This window comes from Desulfuromonas acetexigens (genome assembly GCF_900111775.1).
Taxonomy (GTDB): domain Bacteria; phylum Desulfobacterota; class Desulfuromonadia; order Desulfuromonadales; family Trichloromonadaceae; genus Trichloromonas; species Trichloromonas acetexigens.
Genome location: NZ_FOJJ01000038.1, coordinates 1 through 13,421 on the forward strand (window position 1 = coordinate 1; position 13,421 = coordinate 13,421).

A 13,421-nucleotide genomic window follows, 5' to 3' on the forward strand; every position below is an offset into this window, starting at 1 on the left:
TTGGTGTACTTGAAATCGGCAAACAGGCGGTCAAGAAGTTCTTTTTCGATGGCCATTTGGGCTCCTCAGAGGGTGGGGGGCTGGTGTACCCCGGAATGGCCATTTACACAAACTAAATTACACCCTCCACAGGAATTGAGTGATGTATTGCTCTTGCTATGCTTGTTTTATTCTTCTTTAAAAAGCTATTTCTGGTTGTAATAAAGTCTGGTTCTCTTCTTGCTTCAACCCATTTCTTTACAATATTTATAAGTTCTTCACTCAAAAGGTGATCTATAAAGTCCACCCTGCAAACAACAGGAGCTAGGTTTAATTCGATATCTTCCATTTCGTCTGGGTCTTTTGAGAACAAGGCTTGCATCATTTGCATTGGATTTAATTTTGATACTATTTTGACGGATAGTGTGTGTCTTTGTGGTATGGCATAGGTCGGCCATTTTACAAAAAAGTCCCATTTAATGTTAATATGTTCAACTACATCTGGTATATTCCACTTATATTGCTCGAACTCTTTCCACGTACCAAACGAAACAGACCTATTTGCTTTGTATGAGATGGCAACATTCACCAGTGATACAGGAGTTTGATGCTGAGTGAGCTTTTGCTGAACTAGATCGTTTAATTCACTAATGTCGTTATTGTTAATAACTATTGGTCTTTTAAATAGCTTTGTGTTGCTGTCATGTTTACCTGCCGCTAAATATAATAATGACTTAAGTGTTTCTTTTGGCATAGACGAAATAATCTTGCCAATTTCTGGAATACCTTTATCGGCGCACACCTCGTTGTCATTTTTTAAAATTTCGGAATTAACAGTTTCGGTCATATTCTCTCCAAATTTTTAAGCTAACATTGGTGATATGTGGAAAAATTTCCACTTATTTCCTATAGACTGGACAATTTTCCGTATGTCGACATATTAAATCTGAAACATGGAAATTAAAGTCCGTTTTTATCACTTCGGTATTTTCCATATTTACTCATATTGGTGTCTAATGGTGGAAAACACCCCTTCATCTCAACCTAACCCTGACCTCAAGCTGAAAATTCATGCCCGCCCTGCGCTGAACGGCAAGAACAAGACCCTTGCCTTCGATCATGACGACGCCAAGGTGAAGGGGTCAAAATTCGCTCAGGCCATCCCCCCAAAAACAAAAAAGCCGCTTTCACCGGCAACTCACCGCTAAAAACGACTTATATAACCGCCTTCTCTGCCTGCCCGAACCCATCGGCCATCCTCCTGAAAATCACAACAAAAATAAAAAACTAATGTGACAACTTACCCCTGCCCCCTAGCCAAAGTCAAATCTTTTGCCCGTCAACGGCAAACCCGCACCCATCCCGTGCCGCGATATTCACATCTTCAACTCCCCTCCCCCACCCGAAATCCCGCCACCACCGCCTGTCCCAGGGCCAGGCCGCCATCATTGGGCGGGACCAGGGAGTGGGTGAAGACTTCGAAGCCTTCGGCTTGCAGCAGGCGCGTTCCCCGTTCGACGAGATAGAGATTCTGGAAGACCCCGCCGGAAAGGACCACCCGGTTCAGGCCGGTGGCTTCGCGCAGGCGACGGGCGACGGCGGCCATCATCAGAGCCAGGCTGTTGTGGAAGCGGGCGCTGACGCGGCCGACGGCGACCCCGGCCAGAATCTCGCCGACCAGGGCGCGTACCAGCGGCGCCGGGTCGAAGATCAGTCCGCCCTCCCCGTCCTCCAAGTCAAAAGGATACTCCCCCTCGTCCGGCTCGATGGCCATTTCCAACTCCAGCGCCGCCTGTCCCTCGTAGCTGACCTTATCACGTAAACCGACCAGCGCCGCCACGGCATCGAAAAGTCGCCCGCAGCTGGAGGTCAGGGGCGCGTTGATCCCCCGTTCGATCATCTTCAGCAAAATCGTCCGTTCCCCGGCGGGGATCGCCTTGACTACCGGCAGCGGCGGCAGTTCCGCGCCGAAGGCCTGATGCAAATAGCTCAACGCCATGCGCGCCGGTTCCCGGGTGGCGGCGTCGCCGCCGGGCATGGGGACGTAGTGGAAATGACCGAGGCGCCGGTAGCCGCCATAGCCGCCGGCGAGGAACTCCCCGCCCCAGATGTGGCCGTCGGCGCCATAACCGATGCCGTCGAAGATCAGCCCGAGTACCTCACCGGTCAGCCCCTGTTCCGCCATGCAACTGGCAAGATGGGCATGGTGGTGCTGCACCGCGATCCGGCGCACGCCGGGCAGCGTTTCGGCATAGCGGCTGGAGTCGTAATCGGGGTGGAGATCGTGGGCGACAATTTGCGGATCGACTTCAAAGAGTTTCTTCAAGTGCTTGATTGTCCGCACGAAAGATTCATGGACTTCGAGATTCTTCAGATCGCCGATATGCTGGCTGAGATAGGCGCGATCCCCCTGGGTCAGGCAGACGGTGTTCTTCAATTCGGCGCCGACGGCGAGCACGCTCGCTTGCGCGACGGGGAGAAAAACGGCGCGGGGGACATAACCCCGGGAACGGCGCAGCATTAGGGGGCGACCGGCCATGACCCGGGCGATGCTGTCGTCGGCGCGGGTGTGAATGGCGCGGTTGTGGACGAGAAAGGCGTCGGCGATCCCCCCGAGCCGACTCCGGGCCTCGCCGTCCTCGAAGGCGATGGGCTCATCGGAAAGATTGGCGCTGGTCATCACCAGGGCGGGAAAGTCCCGCAGCAGCAGATGATGCAGGGGGGTGTAGGGGAGCATGAGGCCGAGATAGCGGTTGCGCGGGGCGATCAGCGGCGACAGGCCGTGGTCCGGACGGGCACGGAGCAGGACGATGGGCCGCTCCGGCCCTGCGAGCAGACGCCGTTCGGTCTCGTCGAACTCGGCCAGTTCCCTGGCGGCGGCCAGATCCCGGATCATGAGGGCGAAGGGTTTTTCGTCGCGGGCCTTACGCCGACGCAACTCGGCCACCGCCGCGCCGTTGTCGGCGTCCGCCGCCAGATGGTAGCCCCCCAAGCCCTTGACGGCGAGAATCCCGCCCCGCTTGAGCCGAGCCACCGCCTCAGCCAGGGGATCGCCCGCGATCGCTTGTCCGTCCCGATCGACCAGGGCCAGGCGCGGCCCGCAGACCGGGCAGGCGTTAGGCTGGGCGTGAAAGCGCCGGGAGGTCGGATCGCGATATTCTTCCAGACAATCGGGACAGAGGGGGAAATCGACCATGGTCGTGTTCGGCCGATCGTAGGGGATGGCGGTGACGATGGTGTAGCGGGGGCCGCAGTTGGTGCAGTTGATGAAGGGATAGAGGTAGCGGCGGTCGGCGGGGTCGAAGAGTTCCCGCAGGCAGTCGGCGCAGACGTGGGTATCGGGAGCGATCTGGGCGGTCTTTTCCTGGGTGGCGTCGCTGGCAAGAATGGAAAAACCGTTCTCGGCAATCGGCGGTAAGGCCGAAACCTCGAAGCGGGAGATCGCCGCCAGGGGGGGATGTTCGTCACGTAATCCGTCTAAAAAACGGGCCAGTGACTCCTTTTCCCCTTGCGCCTCGATCAGCACGCCGCGACTGTCGTTGCGGACCCAGCCGGTCAGCCCGCAACGCCGCGCCAGCTGATAGACGAAGGGGCGGAAACCGACCCCCTGGACAATCCCTTCGATACGAATCGACCTGCGTTCCATCGCCATCACTCCCCGGCCCTCGATCCCCGCTCCTGTTCCGCATTCATCACGGGTGCGGACGGCTGTCCGTCGCACCACTCTCACGAAATCCCCGGAGATTGTCAAGGTCGGCGAATTCCGAAAAACCGGCGCGCAAAAGGAAGCGGCACAATGAAATCCGCGGTTTCCGGGCTGGACACAAATGGGCGTTAATGGGAATAATGGAAGCGACTGATATTTTTCGATGGCTCGTCAAATCAAGGAGATCGGCATGACCTGGACCATGGTGGGGGGACTTCTCGGCGGGCTCGGGCTCTTTCTGCTCGGCATGCGCCTGATGACCGACGGCTTCAAGTACGCGGCGGGACGGGCCCTGCGCGGGATTCTCGAGCGCTCGACCCGCACGCCCCTGCGCGGACTCCTCTCCGGCGCCCTGATTACCGCCCTGGTGCAGGCGTCGGCGATGGTGACGGTGGCGACCATCGGTTTCGTCAACGCCGGGCTGATGAGCCTGCGCCAGGCCGTCACCGTGATCTACGGCACCAATATCGGCACGACCATGACCGGCTGGCTGGTGGCGGCGGTCGGTTTCGACTTCGACATCCAGAAACTGGCCCTGCCCGCCATCGGCATCGGCATGTTTCTGCGGGTCTTTCGCGGGGAATCCCGGGCCGGGCATCTCGGCGAGGCCCTGGCCGGTTTCGGCCTCTTCTTCAGCGGCCTCGACGTCCTCAAAGGCATCTTCGGCGATCTCGGGCAGAGCCTGCAATTCACCGCGCTTTCCGGGTACGGGCTCTTCTCCACGGCGGCCTTCGTCGGCGCGGGCTTTCTGCTCACCCTCCTCTTGCAATCGTCGAGCGCCGCCCTCGCCATCGTCCTCACCTCGGCGGCCGGCGGTGTGCTCGGCGTGACCGACGCCGCGGCGATGGTCATCGGCGCCAATGTCGGCACCACCATCACCGCCTTGCTGGTGGTCCTGGGGGCCACCAGCAGCGCCAAGCGGGTGGCGGCCGCGCATATCGCCTTCAATCTGATCACCGGGGTGGTGGCCTTCGCCACCCTCCCCCTGATTCTCAAGTTTCTTGATTTTCTCCAAAACTCCTTCGGCCTGGGCGCCGGGCCGGCGACCGAACTCGCCCTCTTCCACACCCTTTTCAACCTGCTCGGGGTGCTGCTGCTCTGGCCCCTGACCGGAACCCTGACGCGACTTCTCGAGACCCGATTTCTGGTGGGGGACGCCGACGAATCCCAGCCGAAATATCTCGACCGGACCCTGACCACGACCCCGGTACTCGCCCTGCACGCCCTCACCCGAGAACTGGCCCGCCTCGGGAAAATGACCCGGGACCTGGCCCGGGAGGCGATCAGCAGCGAGCGGGTGGCGACGCAAAGCTTCCAGCAGAAGAGTGAAACCGTCGACCGGCTGGGGGAAGCCATCGGCGACTACAGCAGTCGCATGCAGCAGAGCAATCTGCCGCCGATCCTGGCGGAAGTGCTGCCCAATGCCCTGCGCGTCTCCCGCTATTACAGTGAAATCGCCGAACTCTCCTTACTCGTCGGCCAGGCCCATCAGCAAGCCAAGGAACTGGAACATGCGGAAATCCAGACGGCGATCCATGCCTTCAACAGCCGGGTCGTGCGCCTGCTCTCCAGCATCGACGATTACACCCCCGAATATCCAACGGAAGTCTACGACGGCGAGATGAAAGAACTGCAGAGCGCCTACCAGAGCCTCAAGAGCCGCCTGCTACGCTCCGGCACCGAAGGGCGTCTGCCGGTGCGGCGTATCGTCGAGCAACTCGATACCGAAAGCAACATTCGCCGTCTCGCCGAACAAGCCGACAAAGCCGCCCGCTACCTGCAGACCCTGCTCGATTATCTGGAACAAAATGGGGCGGGAACGAAGGTGACGGAGAGCTCCGCCAAGGCATCCTGAAGAAAATTGCCGGGAGAGGATAAAAAACGCCCCGCTTCAAAGGAGGATTGAAACGGGGCCAAATAGCCCTCGGGGAAAGGGCGAAACTGTTGGGTGACGCGCTGCCCCAGGACCAGGATTAAAATGTCCCGGGGCACTTATCTCATTAGCAATAGCGATGCCAACCCTGATAAATCTTCTCAAAAACCTGACAATCAACTCTAAGTATTTATAATTAGGCGTTTAAATAAGATTTTCAAAAATCCTCCCAGCGACTACCACGCCCCCAAAAAAACGAAAGGTGGTCATTTTTGGCCACCTTTCGCACCCCATCGGGTAAATTTTAACCACTTTTGCCCTTCATCCCTCAATCGGGAGCGGCCAGCCGGTATTTTTCCAGTTTGTAGCGCAACGTCCCCCGCGCCACGTTGAGCAGCCGCGCCGTCTTCGCCACGTTGCCACCGGTGATGGTCAGGGCCTTGCCGATCAGCTCCCGCTCCAGGTTTTCCACCAACTTCTCCAGATCGATCCCCGCCGGCGGTATCTCCGAAGGAATCCCTTCGGCGCGACGCGGGGCATCCCCGAAAATCTCCTTGGGCAAGCCTTCGGGACGGATAACCTCGTCCTGGTACATGATGCAGATTCGTTCGACCAGATTGCGCAGCTCCCGCACATTCCCCGGCCAATGATAGCGCATCAGCAGGTCGAGAGCATCGCGGGAGACTTCGCGGATATTCTTGTGGAATTCGCGACTGAACCGCTTGAGGAAATGATCGAGCAGCGGCGGAATGTCCTCCCGCCGCTCACGCAACGGAGGCAAGTGGATAGGGAAGACGTTGAGCCGGTAGTAAAGATCCTCGCGAAATTCCCGGGCGGCGATGGCGCCCTTCAGGTCGCGGTTGGTGGCAGCCACCACCCGCGCGTCGATATCGATGTTGCGGGTCCCGCCGAGGCGGCGGATGCGGCGATCTTCCAGCACCCGCAGCAGCTTGACCTGCAGGCCCATATCCATTTCGCCGATCTCGTCGAGAAAGATCGTCCCCCCCGACGCCTCCTCGAAGAGCCCGATCTTGCGCGTCTTGGCATCGGTGAAGGCGCCGCGTTCGTGGCCGAAGAGCTCGGTTTCGAGAAGATTGAAGGGAAGCGAGCCGCAGTTGATCTCCACGAAGGGGCGTTCCTTGCGCCGGGAAAGATCGTGCACGGCCCGCGCCACCAGTTCCTTGCCGGTGCCGCTTTCGCCGGTGATGAGGACGGTGGCGGTCTCGTGCTTGGCCACCTCCCGCACCTGATGATAGACCTGGAGCATGGCCGGACTCGTCCCGATCATTTCCAGATCGGCGGGCGGGGCCTTGCTCTCCCGCCGCAGATGGCGTACCTCGCGACGCAGGCTGCGGGTCTCCAGCGCCAGCTTGACGATCAGGCGGATGGCGTCGGCCTTGAAGGGTTTTTTGATGTAGTCGTACGCCCCCATTTTCAACGCTTCGACGGCACTTTCCACGGTCCCGTAGCCGGTGATGATGATGACCAGCAGCTCGGGATCGATGTCGCGCAGGGCAGCCAGCACCTCCAGGCCGCTGCGAGGGCCGAGATTGAGATCGAGCAGCACCAGATCGACCTCAGCCTCGCTCACCTGGCGCAGCGCCTCATCCCCATCGGCAGCGGAGAGGGGACGATAGCCGTCCTCGGCGAGAATCCGTTCGAGATTTTCGCGGATAAAGGCTTCGTCGTCGACGATGAGAATTCTTTCCATGTAACCTCGCTTGGTGGAGCCGTAAAAAAGGAAAGCTGGAATTTAACCGGGGAACCCTGGCGAAGGCAACGGCAAAATGGCCAATTTTGGCCAGAAGAAAAATCAGCCCGCGTTATCTTCGGGGATCGGCAGAAAAAGGGTAAATTCGCTGCCGACCCTGGGAGTGCTCGCGACCGTGATGCGGCCACCGTGGTCGGCAAGGATATTTTGGGTGATGGAAAGTCCCAGGCCGGTGCCGCTCCCCTTGCCGGTATAGAAGGGCTCGAAAATCAGCGGCAACTGCTCGGCGGGAATCCCCGCGCCGCTGTCGCGAATCACGATGCGCACTTCACCGTCACTCCGGCTCGCGCGAACATCGAGCCGCCCGCCGTCAGGCATGGCGTCGAGAGCGTTGTTGAAGAGGTTGAGAAAGGCCTGCTTGAGCTTGTGAGCATCGAGGGGAAAGGTCGGCAGATCCTCGGGCAGCTCTTCGATCAGGCGGATGCCCTGGCGCTCGCAGGGTTTACGGATGAGAAAGAGGGTTTCCCGCAAGAGGCTGCCGACATTCGCCGGTTCCAGTCGCGGTTGCGGCGCCGCGGCGAAATCGAGCAGACCGTTGACCAACCCTTCGAGCCGTTCGATTTCACTCAGGGCGCGCCGGATCAGTTCCTGATCCGGCGGCCGGTTCAGCAGCCGGTCATGCAGGTCGTCGAGAAGCAGGCTGATACCGGTGAGGGGATTGCGCACCTCATGGGCGATCCCGGCGGAAAGCCGACCGAGGGAAGCCATGCGCTCCATGCGTGCCAGCTGCCGGCGCATCTCCACCCGCTCGGTGAGATCCTCGATCGTCAGAATTCGATCGGAGAAGCCCCCCGCCGCCAGGGGGACCAGGGCAAGGCGATAGACCCGCGGGCGACCGGAAACCTCCACATCAGCATAGTCGTGCCAGCGCTCGCCAGGCTGTTGCAGACCCGCGACCAGGGCCGTCCGCAGGCTTGGCCAGGCGGCCAGGACGTCGTCGAGGGCGCCCTCCGCATCCCGGCAGAGGCCGAGCAGCCGCGCCGCCGGTCCGTTGACAGAGGTGACCCGCCCGGCGCCGTCGAGGGTGAGCAGACCGATGTCGATCGTCTCGACCAGGGTCTCCTTGAAATCCCGCTCGCGCAGTATCTCCCGGCGGGAACGGTCGAGATCGTCGAGGGTGGCGAGCAGGTGCTGCTGCCGATCCTTGAGCTGCTCAGCCATACGGTTGAAGGAGACTGCCAGCTCGCCGACCTCGTCCCCGGCGGCGACCGGCACCTGGATATCCAGCTCCCCCCGGGCCATGCGCTGGGTGCCGTCGATCAGGGTCGACAGGGGGCGGGTAATCCCCCGGGAAAGAAGATAGGCGGCGGCCACGACCAGCAGGGCGGTGGCGAGAATCATCAGCGCCGCCTTGCCGACGAAACGGGTCATTTCGGCGCGGATCTGAGCCGAGGCGGAATGAGCCGCGGCATGGAAACGGCTGACTTCGGCGCCGATGGTCACGCCGCCGAAAATCCCTTTTTCGGCGAAGACGCCGTAGCCGAAACGGATCGGCGCGTAGGCCATGATCTTTTCCGAGCCGCCGATATTGGTGACGTCGGCGACCCCCGACTCCCCGCGCAACACCGCCGCCGCCACCACCGGATAGTTGGGATGGACGAAACCGGCATGAAAGAGGTTGAAGGGGATGATCCCCCGATCGACCAGGTCGGCGGGGGAATCCTCGGTGTAGGGAGGGACCGGCGCTCCCCCCTCGTCGAGACCGCGCAGATCCCAGTGTTTGGGATGGGCGATCATCCAGCCTTCGTCATCGAACATGAAGGCGTAATTGCCGCTGTCGTAGGAGGAGAAGACGGTGAAAAAGGGGGAATGGGGCAGAATGTGCTGGGTGAATTCCATCAGGTGGCGATGATCGAGGGAGAGAACCGCCACCCCGCGCAGGCGTCCCTCGTCGCCATAGACCGGCATGGCGAAGCGGATCACCCCCCGGTAGCGCTCCCCTTCCACCGCCGTTTCCGGCGTTGGCGCCCCCGCCAGCTGCCGCTGTTTTTCCAGATGCCGACCGGTGACCCGGGTGACATGCACGCCACCGGGCGGCAAGGTCCGGGCGCGAAGGAAATAGTCCTCGCTGCCGTAGGTCGTCCGCGCCGGATCGGAAATATCCCGAAGTTCCGCCGGCAAGCCGTTCGCCAGACGCAACAGTTCGCGGCCGTCGGCGGCGACCCAGGCGATTTCCGTATAGAGGGGCCGCTCTTCCCGGGCCTCGCCCGGATTCGCGTTGCTTCCCTGACGAAACCAGACGGGGCGCCGGTGATGGCGATAAAACTCCCGATAGACCTTTTCCTCAACGGGAAGCTGGGCGAGATCGCGGAGATCGGCGGTCACGTGCCGGAGAAAATCCTCCACTTCAGCGGCGACCATGCCCGCCCGAAGCTCCAGGGCCTCGGCAGCCTGCTGATCGAGAGCCCGGGTCGCGTGAGCGAGCAACTGGCTTTCCACGGAACGCAGGCTGCGGCTGGAAACGACGAGCAGCAGCAGGAGCGGCAAGAGGGAGAGCAGGCAGAAGGCCAGCAGGACTTTTTTGTGCAGGGAAAAGGAGGCGCGAGGCATGACCGGCATTATAGCAGGAGGCTGCCGCCGGCAGGGTCAAAAAGATCGGCCGGCGGCAATTCGGTCAGAAGGGAAAAGAGGGGTGAATTCAGCGGGATTCGGCGCGCAGCTCGCGGGAGTCGATGGCGAGCGGCAGCAGGCGCTGATGCTTGGCCAGCACCGCTTCGAGGGAGGGGGCATCGTTCATGATGACATCCCCCGGAGCGAAAACGGTACGGGCCACATGCGAGCCGTTGGCCCGCTGAAAAACCACCACCTCGTAGCGGCGCCCGCGAATATCGAGTTGCTCGGAATGAATCAGAGTGCCCGCGTCCATAATCCCCCCTCGGCAAGATGGTGTGTGCTCGGTTTGCCGGATTGCTGAAAAAACAATTAGCAAATCCCGAGCCAATCCATAAACCGCGAAAATCCGGGGGAATCCGCGCAAAAAAAGCCCCTCCGCAAGAAACGGAGAGGCCTTTTCACGTTGACATCCAAGCGATATGACCGACCAGCCGCTGACTATTTACGGCGGCTGACGGCGTAATCGGACAACTCCATCAGTGCGGTCTTGACCGGGCCGTCGGGGAAGACGGCGAGCTTGAGCTTGGCCCGCTCGACCAACTCCCGGGCGCGTTTCCGGGTATAGCCGATGCCGTCGTAGCGCTCGATCAGACCGACCACGTAGGCGAGATCCTCGTCACTGAGGGTTTCCAGTTCGACGATCTCAGTCAGACGTTCCCGCTCCTCTTCGCCACAGTGGCGCAGAGCATGAATCAGCGGCAGGGTCACCTTGCCCTCTTCGAGGTCGTGCCCCTTGGCCTTGCCGAACTCGGCCTGATCGGCCACATAGTCGAGGGCATCGTCCATGAACTGGAAGGCGATGCCGAGATCCATGCCGAAATCATGCAGCGCCTGTTCGCGCTCTTCGTCGACCTCGCCGAGCACACCGCCGACCTGACAGGCGGCGGCGATAAGGACGGCGGTCTTGTTGCGCACCACATCGATGTAGCTTTCCTCGCTGAGGTCGAGATCGCAGGTGCTGACGAGCTGCTGCACTTCCCCCTCGGCCATCATCGTCGTGGCGTCGGAGAGGGCCTGAAGGATTTTCAGGCTGCCGCCGCGTACCATGATGGAGAAGGACTTGGCGAAGAGGAAGTCACCGACCAGCACCGAGGCCTCGTTCCCCCAGACCGCGTTGGCCGAGGCGTTCCCCCGGCGTAGGACGGCGCTGTCGACCACGTCGTCGTGGAGCAGGGTGGCGGTGTGGATGAACTCGACCACGCTGGCCAAGCCGACATGCTTGTTCCCCTGGTAGCCGGCGAGCTTGGCGCAGAGCAGAAGAAGCATGGGGCGGATGCGTTTGCCGCCGCTGGAGAGGACATATTCGCCGACCTTGCGAATCAGCAATACTTCGGAAGTCAGGTCCTGTTTAAACTGGGCTTCGACCCCGAGCAGGTCGTCATGAAGAAGTTCCAGGGCTTTTTCCATAATCCGTCAATCATCCTCAAGTCTTGGTTAAATTCGCGCCATCTTAGGAAGCATCCCCCAACTTGTCAAAGGATTTTTCCCCGCTCGTAACGGGCAGGAGCAGGCCGAAGCGCGCCCCGCCGGCGGGAGAATCCGCGACGAAGAGGCTTCCCCCCTGCTCCTCCATCAGTTTCCGGCAGAGGGAAAGGCCGAGGCCGGTCCCCTCCCCCGAGCCCTTGGTGGAAAAGAAGGGATCGAAAATCCGCTCCCGCAACTCCAGGGGGACCCCGGGACCGCTGTCATCCACAGTCAGCGACACCTGTTCCTCGGCACGCTCCAGCGTCACCGCCACTTCCCCCGAACCGCCCATGGCCTGGGCAGCATTGAGCAGCAGATTGACCAGCACCTGCCGCAAGGGATCGGGCTCGGCGAAGACCTCCAGCGGTTCAGGCGGCGCCTGGATGCGAATCGGCACCTGGCGAAAGAGCTTCTGCGGACGCAAGGAAGCCGCCGTCGCTTCCGCCAGTTCGGCAAGGCGCAGCGATTCCCGCCGCACCGCACCGCCCCGGGCGAGACCGAGCAGGCCGCCGGTGATGCGCCGACAGCGCCGGCATTCGGCGATGATCGCCAGGACATCGTCGCGCCGAGGATCCGCTTCATCGAGATCGTCGAGCAAAAGTTCGGCATAGCCGAGAATGATCCCCACCGGATTGTCGATCTCGTGGGAAACCCCCGCCGCCAGCTGACCGATGGCCGCTAGGCGCTCGGAACGGATGAGCTGTTCCTGCACCTGGCGCAGGTTCTCGTTGGCCTCGATCAGTTCCCGGTTCTTGGCGGTGAGTTCATCGCGGCTCAGGGAGAGATTCTCGGCCATGTGGTTGAAGGCCCGGGCCAGCCCACCGATCTCATCACGGTTGGCGATCTGCAGACGGGTGTCGAGCTCCCCCCGGGCGACGGCCCGCGCCCCCTCGGTCAGGCTCTGGATCGGCTGGGAAACGCGCCGCGCCGCCAGAGCGACCAAGGGCAAGGATGCAAGAAGGGAGAGGCAGGCGATGCGGGCGAAGGAGGCGCGCATTTCGGCGAGGCGCGCGTCGACCGAGGCGTAGGTGAGCAGGTAGCGCACCGTCAGCACCTGCTCGCCCGTCGGCCCGAAGGCCGGCATCAGCAGTTCCAGGGCGCGCCCTTCGCCCCAGGGGAGGGTGCGCAGAAGCGGCTCGGCGCCGGGGGAAAATCCGCTCAAATCCTCAGGCGCCGGCGGCTCCGGCCAGGGATGATCTGCAAAAGGGCCGAAGCGGGGAGACTGGAAGAGCACCCGCCCGCCTGGAGAAATGAGGGTGAAGCCGATGAGATCGCGGTTGACGGCAAGAAATTCGACGACCTTGCCCTGGGCATCGTCCTGACCGGGCGCGAAAGAACCCCGGAAGAGTTTGAGCAGCTCGGGGGTGGCGAAGCGGACGAAGGCCCGGCTCTGGGCGTGCAGATGTTCCTCCCACTGACGCGCCTGGCTGCGTTCCAGAACGAGAAAGGTCATCAGCAGCACCAGGGTCAGGGTACCGCCGGTGTAAAGAAAGAGTTTTCGCCCGAGAGTGACCCGCATCGCCTTGACCGATTGCGCGCCGATTTCACCCGCGCCTCAGGCAAAGGGAGAAAACAGCTGCGCCTAAGAAAAATTTGCGCTAATCTGGGGAAACTTTCGGCGGCGCAGGGCCGCCGCGACTCAAATCTGCCAGGAGGTCACCGATGAAAGGATTCACCCTCTCCCTTTGCACCGCCCTGCTGCTCGCCATCCTCGCCTCGGCAACAGCGGCGTTGGCGGCGATTCCCGCCGAAGTCACCCTCGGCACGGCGCGCATGGGGGAAATCCATTTCGACCACAAACTGCATCAGAAGGTCGGCGAATGCGCCGTCTGCCACCACAAGGGGGTGGAACGGGGGGGCTGTCGCGACTGTCACGGGGTGGACACGGCGATTCCCAACATGAAGGAAGCCTCCCACGCCATGTGCCGGCACTGCCACAAGAGAATGGGCGCGCCCTTCGGCTGCAAGGACTGCCACGTCAAGTAAGTAGCATCGGGGCGGGGAGCGGCGCAGGC

General features: G+C 61.3%; 10 protein-coding genes. 3 read left to right on the top strand and 7 right to left on the bottom strand.

Annotated elements, in window-relative coordinates:
* Nucleotides 1–112: 112 nt before the first annotated feature.
* On the bottom strand, nucleotides 113–826 hold the full coding sequence (locus BQ4888_RS17400; protein WP_140396664.1) for a hypothetical protein: 714 nt from the start codon (nucleotides 824–826) through the stop codon (nucleotides 113–115).
* 106 nt (nucleotides 827–932) lie between these two features.
* Here BQ4888_RS17400 and BQ4888_RS17405 point away from each other — a divergent pair, with 106 nt between their 5' ends.
* On the top strand, nucleotides 933–1,187 hold the full coding sequence (locus BQ4888_RS17405) for a hypothetical protein (RefSeq protein ID WP_140396665.1): 255 nt from the start codon (nucleotides 933–935) through the stop codon (nucleotides 1,185–1,187).
* Nucleotides 1,188–1,363: 176 nt separating this feature from the next.
* Here the strand turns inward: BQ4888_RS17405 and hypF are convergent, their stop codons facing one another.
* Nucleotides 1,364–3,631, bottom strand: coding sequence for a carbamoyltransferase HypF (hypF, locus tag BQ4888_RS13700; protein WP_092057834.1), 2,268 nt, complete (start codon nucleotides 3,629–3,631; stop codon nucleotides 1,364–1,366).
* A gap of 244 nt (nucleotides 3,632–3,875) precedes the next feature.
* Between hypF and BQ4888_RS13705 the strand changes: the two genes are divergently transcribed.
* The gene (locus tag BQ4888_RS13705; RefSeq protein WP_170232875.1) at nucleotides 3,876–5,540 is read left to right on the top strand and encodes a Na/Pi cotransporter family protein; all 1,665 of its coding nucleotides are present in this window, start codon (nucleotides 3,876–3,878) and stop codon (nucleotides 5,538–5,540) included.
* 346 nt (nucleotides 5,541–5,886) lie between these two features.
* On the opposite strand, the gene BQ4888_RS13710 is transcribed toward BQ4888_RS13705, so the two are convergent.
* The 5 genes from BQ4888_RS13710 to BQ4888_RS13730 form a co-directional block, all read right to left on the bottom strand.
* The gene (locus BQ4888_RS13710) at nucleotides 5,887–7,269 is read right to left on the bottom strand and encodes a sigma-54-dependent transcriptional regulator (protein ID WP_092057836.1); all 1,383 of its coding nucleotides are present in this window, start codon (nucleotides 7,267–7,269) and stop codon (nucleotides 5,887–5,889) included.
* A gap of 102 nt (nucleotides 7,270–7,371) precedes the next feature.
* Nucleotides 7,372–9,888: a PAS domain-containing sensor histidine kinase gene (locus BQ4888_RS13715; protein ID WP_092057837.1), complete on the bottom strand. Its 2,517-nt coding sequence runs from the start codon at nucleotides 9,886–9,888 to the stop codon at nucleotides 7,372–7,374.
* A 79-nt stretch (nucleotides 9,889–9,967) separates the two neighbouring features.
* Nucleotides 9,968–10,195, bottom strand: coding sequence for a hypothetical protein (locus BQ4888_RS13720; protein ID WP_092057838.1), 228 nt, complete (start codon nucleotides 10,193–10,195; stop codon nucleotides 9,968–9,970).
* 185 nt (nucleotides 10,196–10,380) lie between these two features.
* On the bottom strand, nucleotides 10,381–11,349 hold the full coding sequence (locus BQ4888_RS13725) for a polyprenyl synthetase family protein (protein WP_092057839.1): 969 nt from the start codon (nucleotides 11,347–11,349) through the stop codon (nucleotides 10,381–10,383).
* A gap of 43 nt (nucleotides 11,350–11,392) precedes the next feature.
* Complete coding sequence (locus BQ4888_RS13730; RefSeq protein WP_092057840.1) at nucleotides 11,393–12,925, bottom strand: sensor histidine kinase; 1,533 nt, start codon at nucleotides 12,923–12,925, stop codon at nucleotides 11,393–11,395.
* 143 nt (nucleotides 12,926–13,068) lie between these two features.
* Between BQ4888_RS13730 and BQ4888_RS13735 the strand changes: the two genes are divergently transcribed.
* Nucleotides 13,069–13,392, top strand: a complete 324-nt coding sequence (locus tag BQ4888_RS13735) for a cytochrome c3 family protein (RefSeq protein ID WP_092057841.1) — start codon at nucleotides 13,069–13,071, stop codon at nucleotides 13,390–13,392.
* The last annotated feature ends 29 nt before the right edge of the window (nucleotides 13,393–13,421 follow it).

What these genes read in the sequence shown, in the direction of transcription:
- BQ4888_RS13725 (WP_092057839.1), bottom strand. Translation starts at nt 11,349, where the DNA reads ATGGAAAAAGCCCTGGAACTTCTTCATGACGACCTGCTCGGGGTCGAA.
- BQ4888_RS13715 (WP_092057837.1), bottom strand. Translation starts at nt 9,888, where the DNA reads ATGCCGGTCATGCCTCGCGCCTCCTTTTCCCTGCACAAAAAAGTCCTG.
- BQ4888_RS13705 (WP_170232875.1), top strand. Translation starts at nt 3,876, where the DNA reads ATGACCTGGACCATGGTGGGGGGACTTCTCGGCGGGCTCGGGCTCTTT.
- BQ4888_RS13710 (WP_092057836.1), bottom strand. Translation starts at nt 7,269, where the DNA reads ATGGAAAGAATTCTCATCGTCGACGACGAAGCCTTTATCCGCGAAAAT.
- BQ4888_RS17405 (WP_140396665.1), top strand. Translation starts at nt 933, where the DNA reads ATGGAAATTAAAGTCCGTTTTTATCACTTCGGTATTTTCCATATTTAC.
- hypF (WP_092057834.1), bottom strand. Translation starts at nt 3,631, where the DNA reads ATGGCGATGGAACGCAGGTCGATTCGTATCGAAGGGATTGTCCAGGGG.
- BQ4888_RS13730 (WP_092057840.1), bottom strand. Translation starts at nt 12,925, where the DNA reads ATGCGGGTCACTCTCGGGCGAAAACTCTTTCTTTACACCGGCGGTACC.
- BQ4888_RS13735 (WP_092057841.1), top strand. Translation starts at nt 13,069, where the DNA reads ATGAAAGGATTCACCCTCTCCCTTTGCACCGCCCTGCTGCTCGCCATC.
- BQ4888_RS17400 (WP_140396664.1), bottom strand. Translation starts at nt 826, where the DNA reads ATGACCGAAACTGTTAATTCCGAAATTTTAAAAAATGACAACGAGGTG.
- BQ4888_RS13720 (WP_092057838.1), bottom strand. Translation starts at nt 10,195, where the DNA reads ATGGACGCGGGCACTCTGATTCATTCCGAGCAACTCGATATTCGCGGG.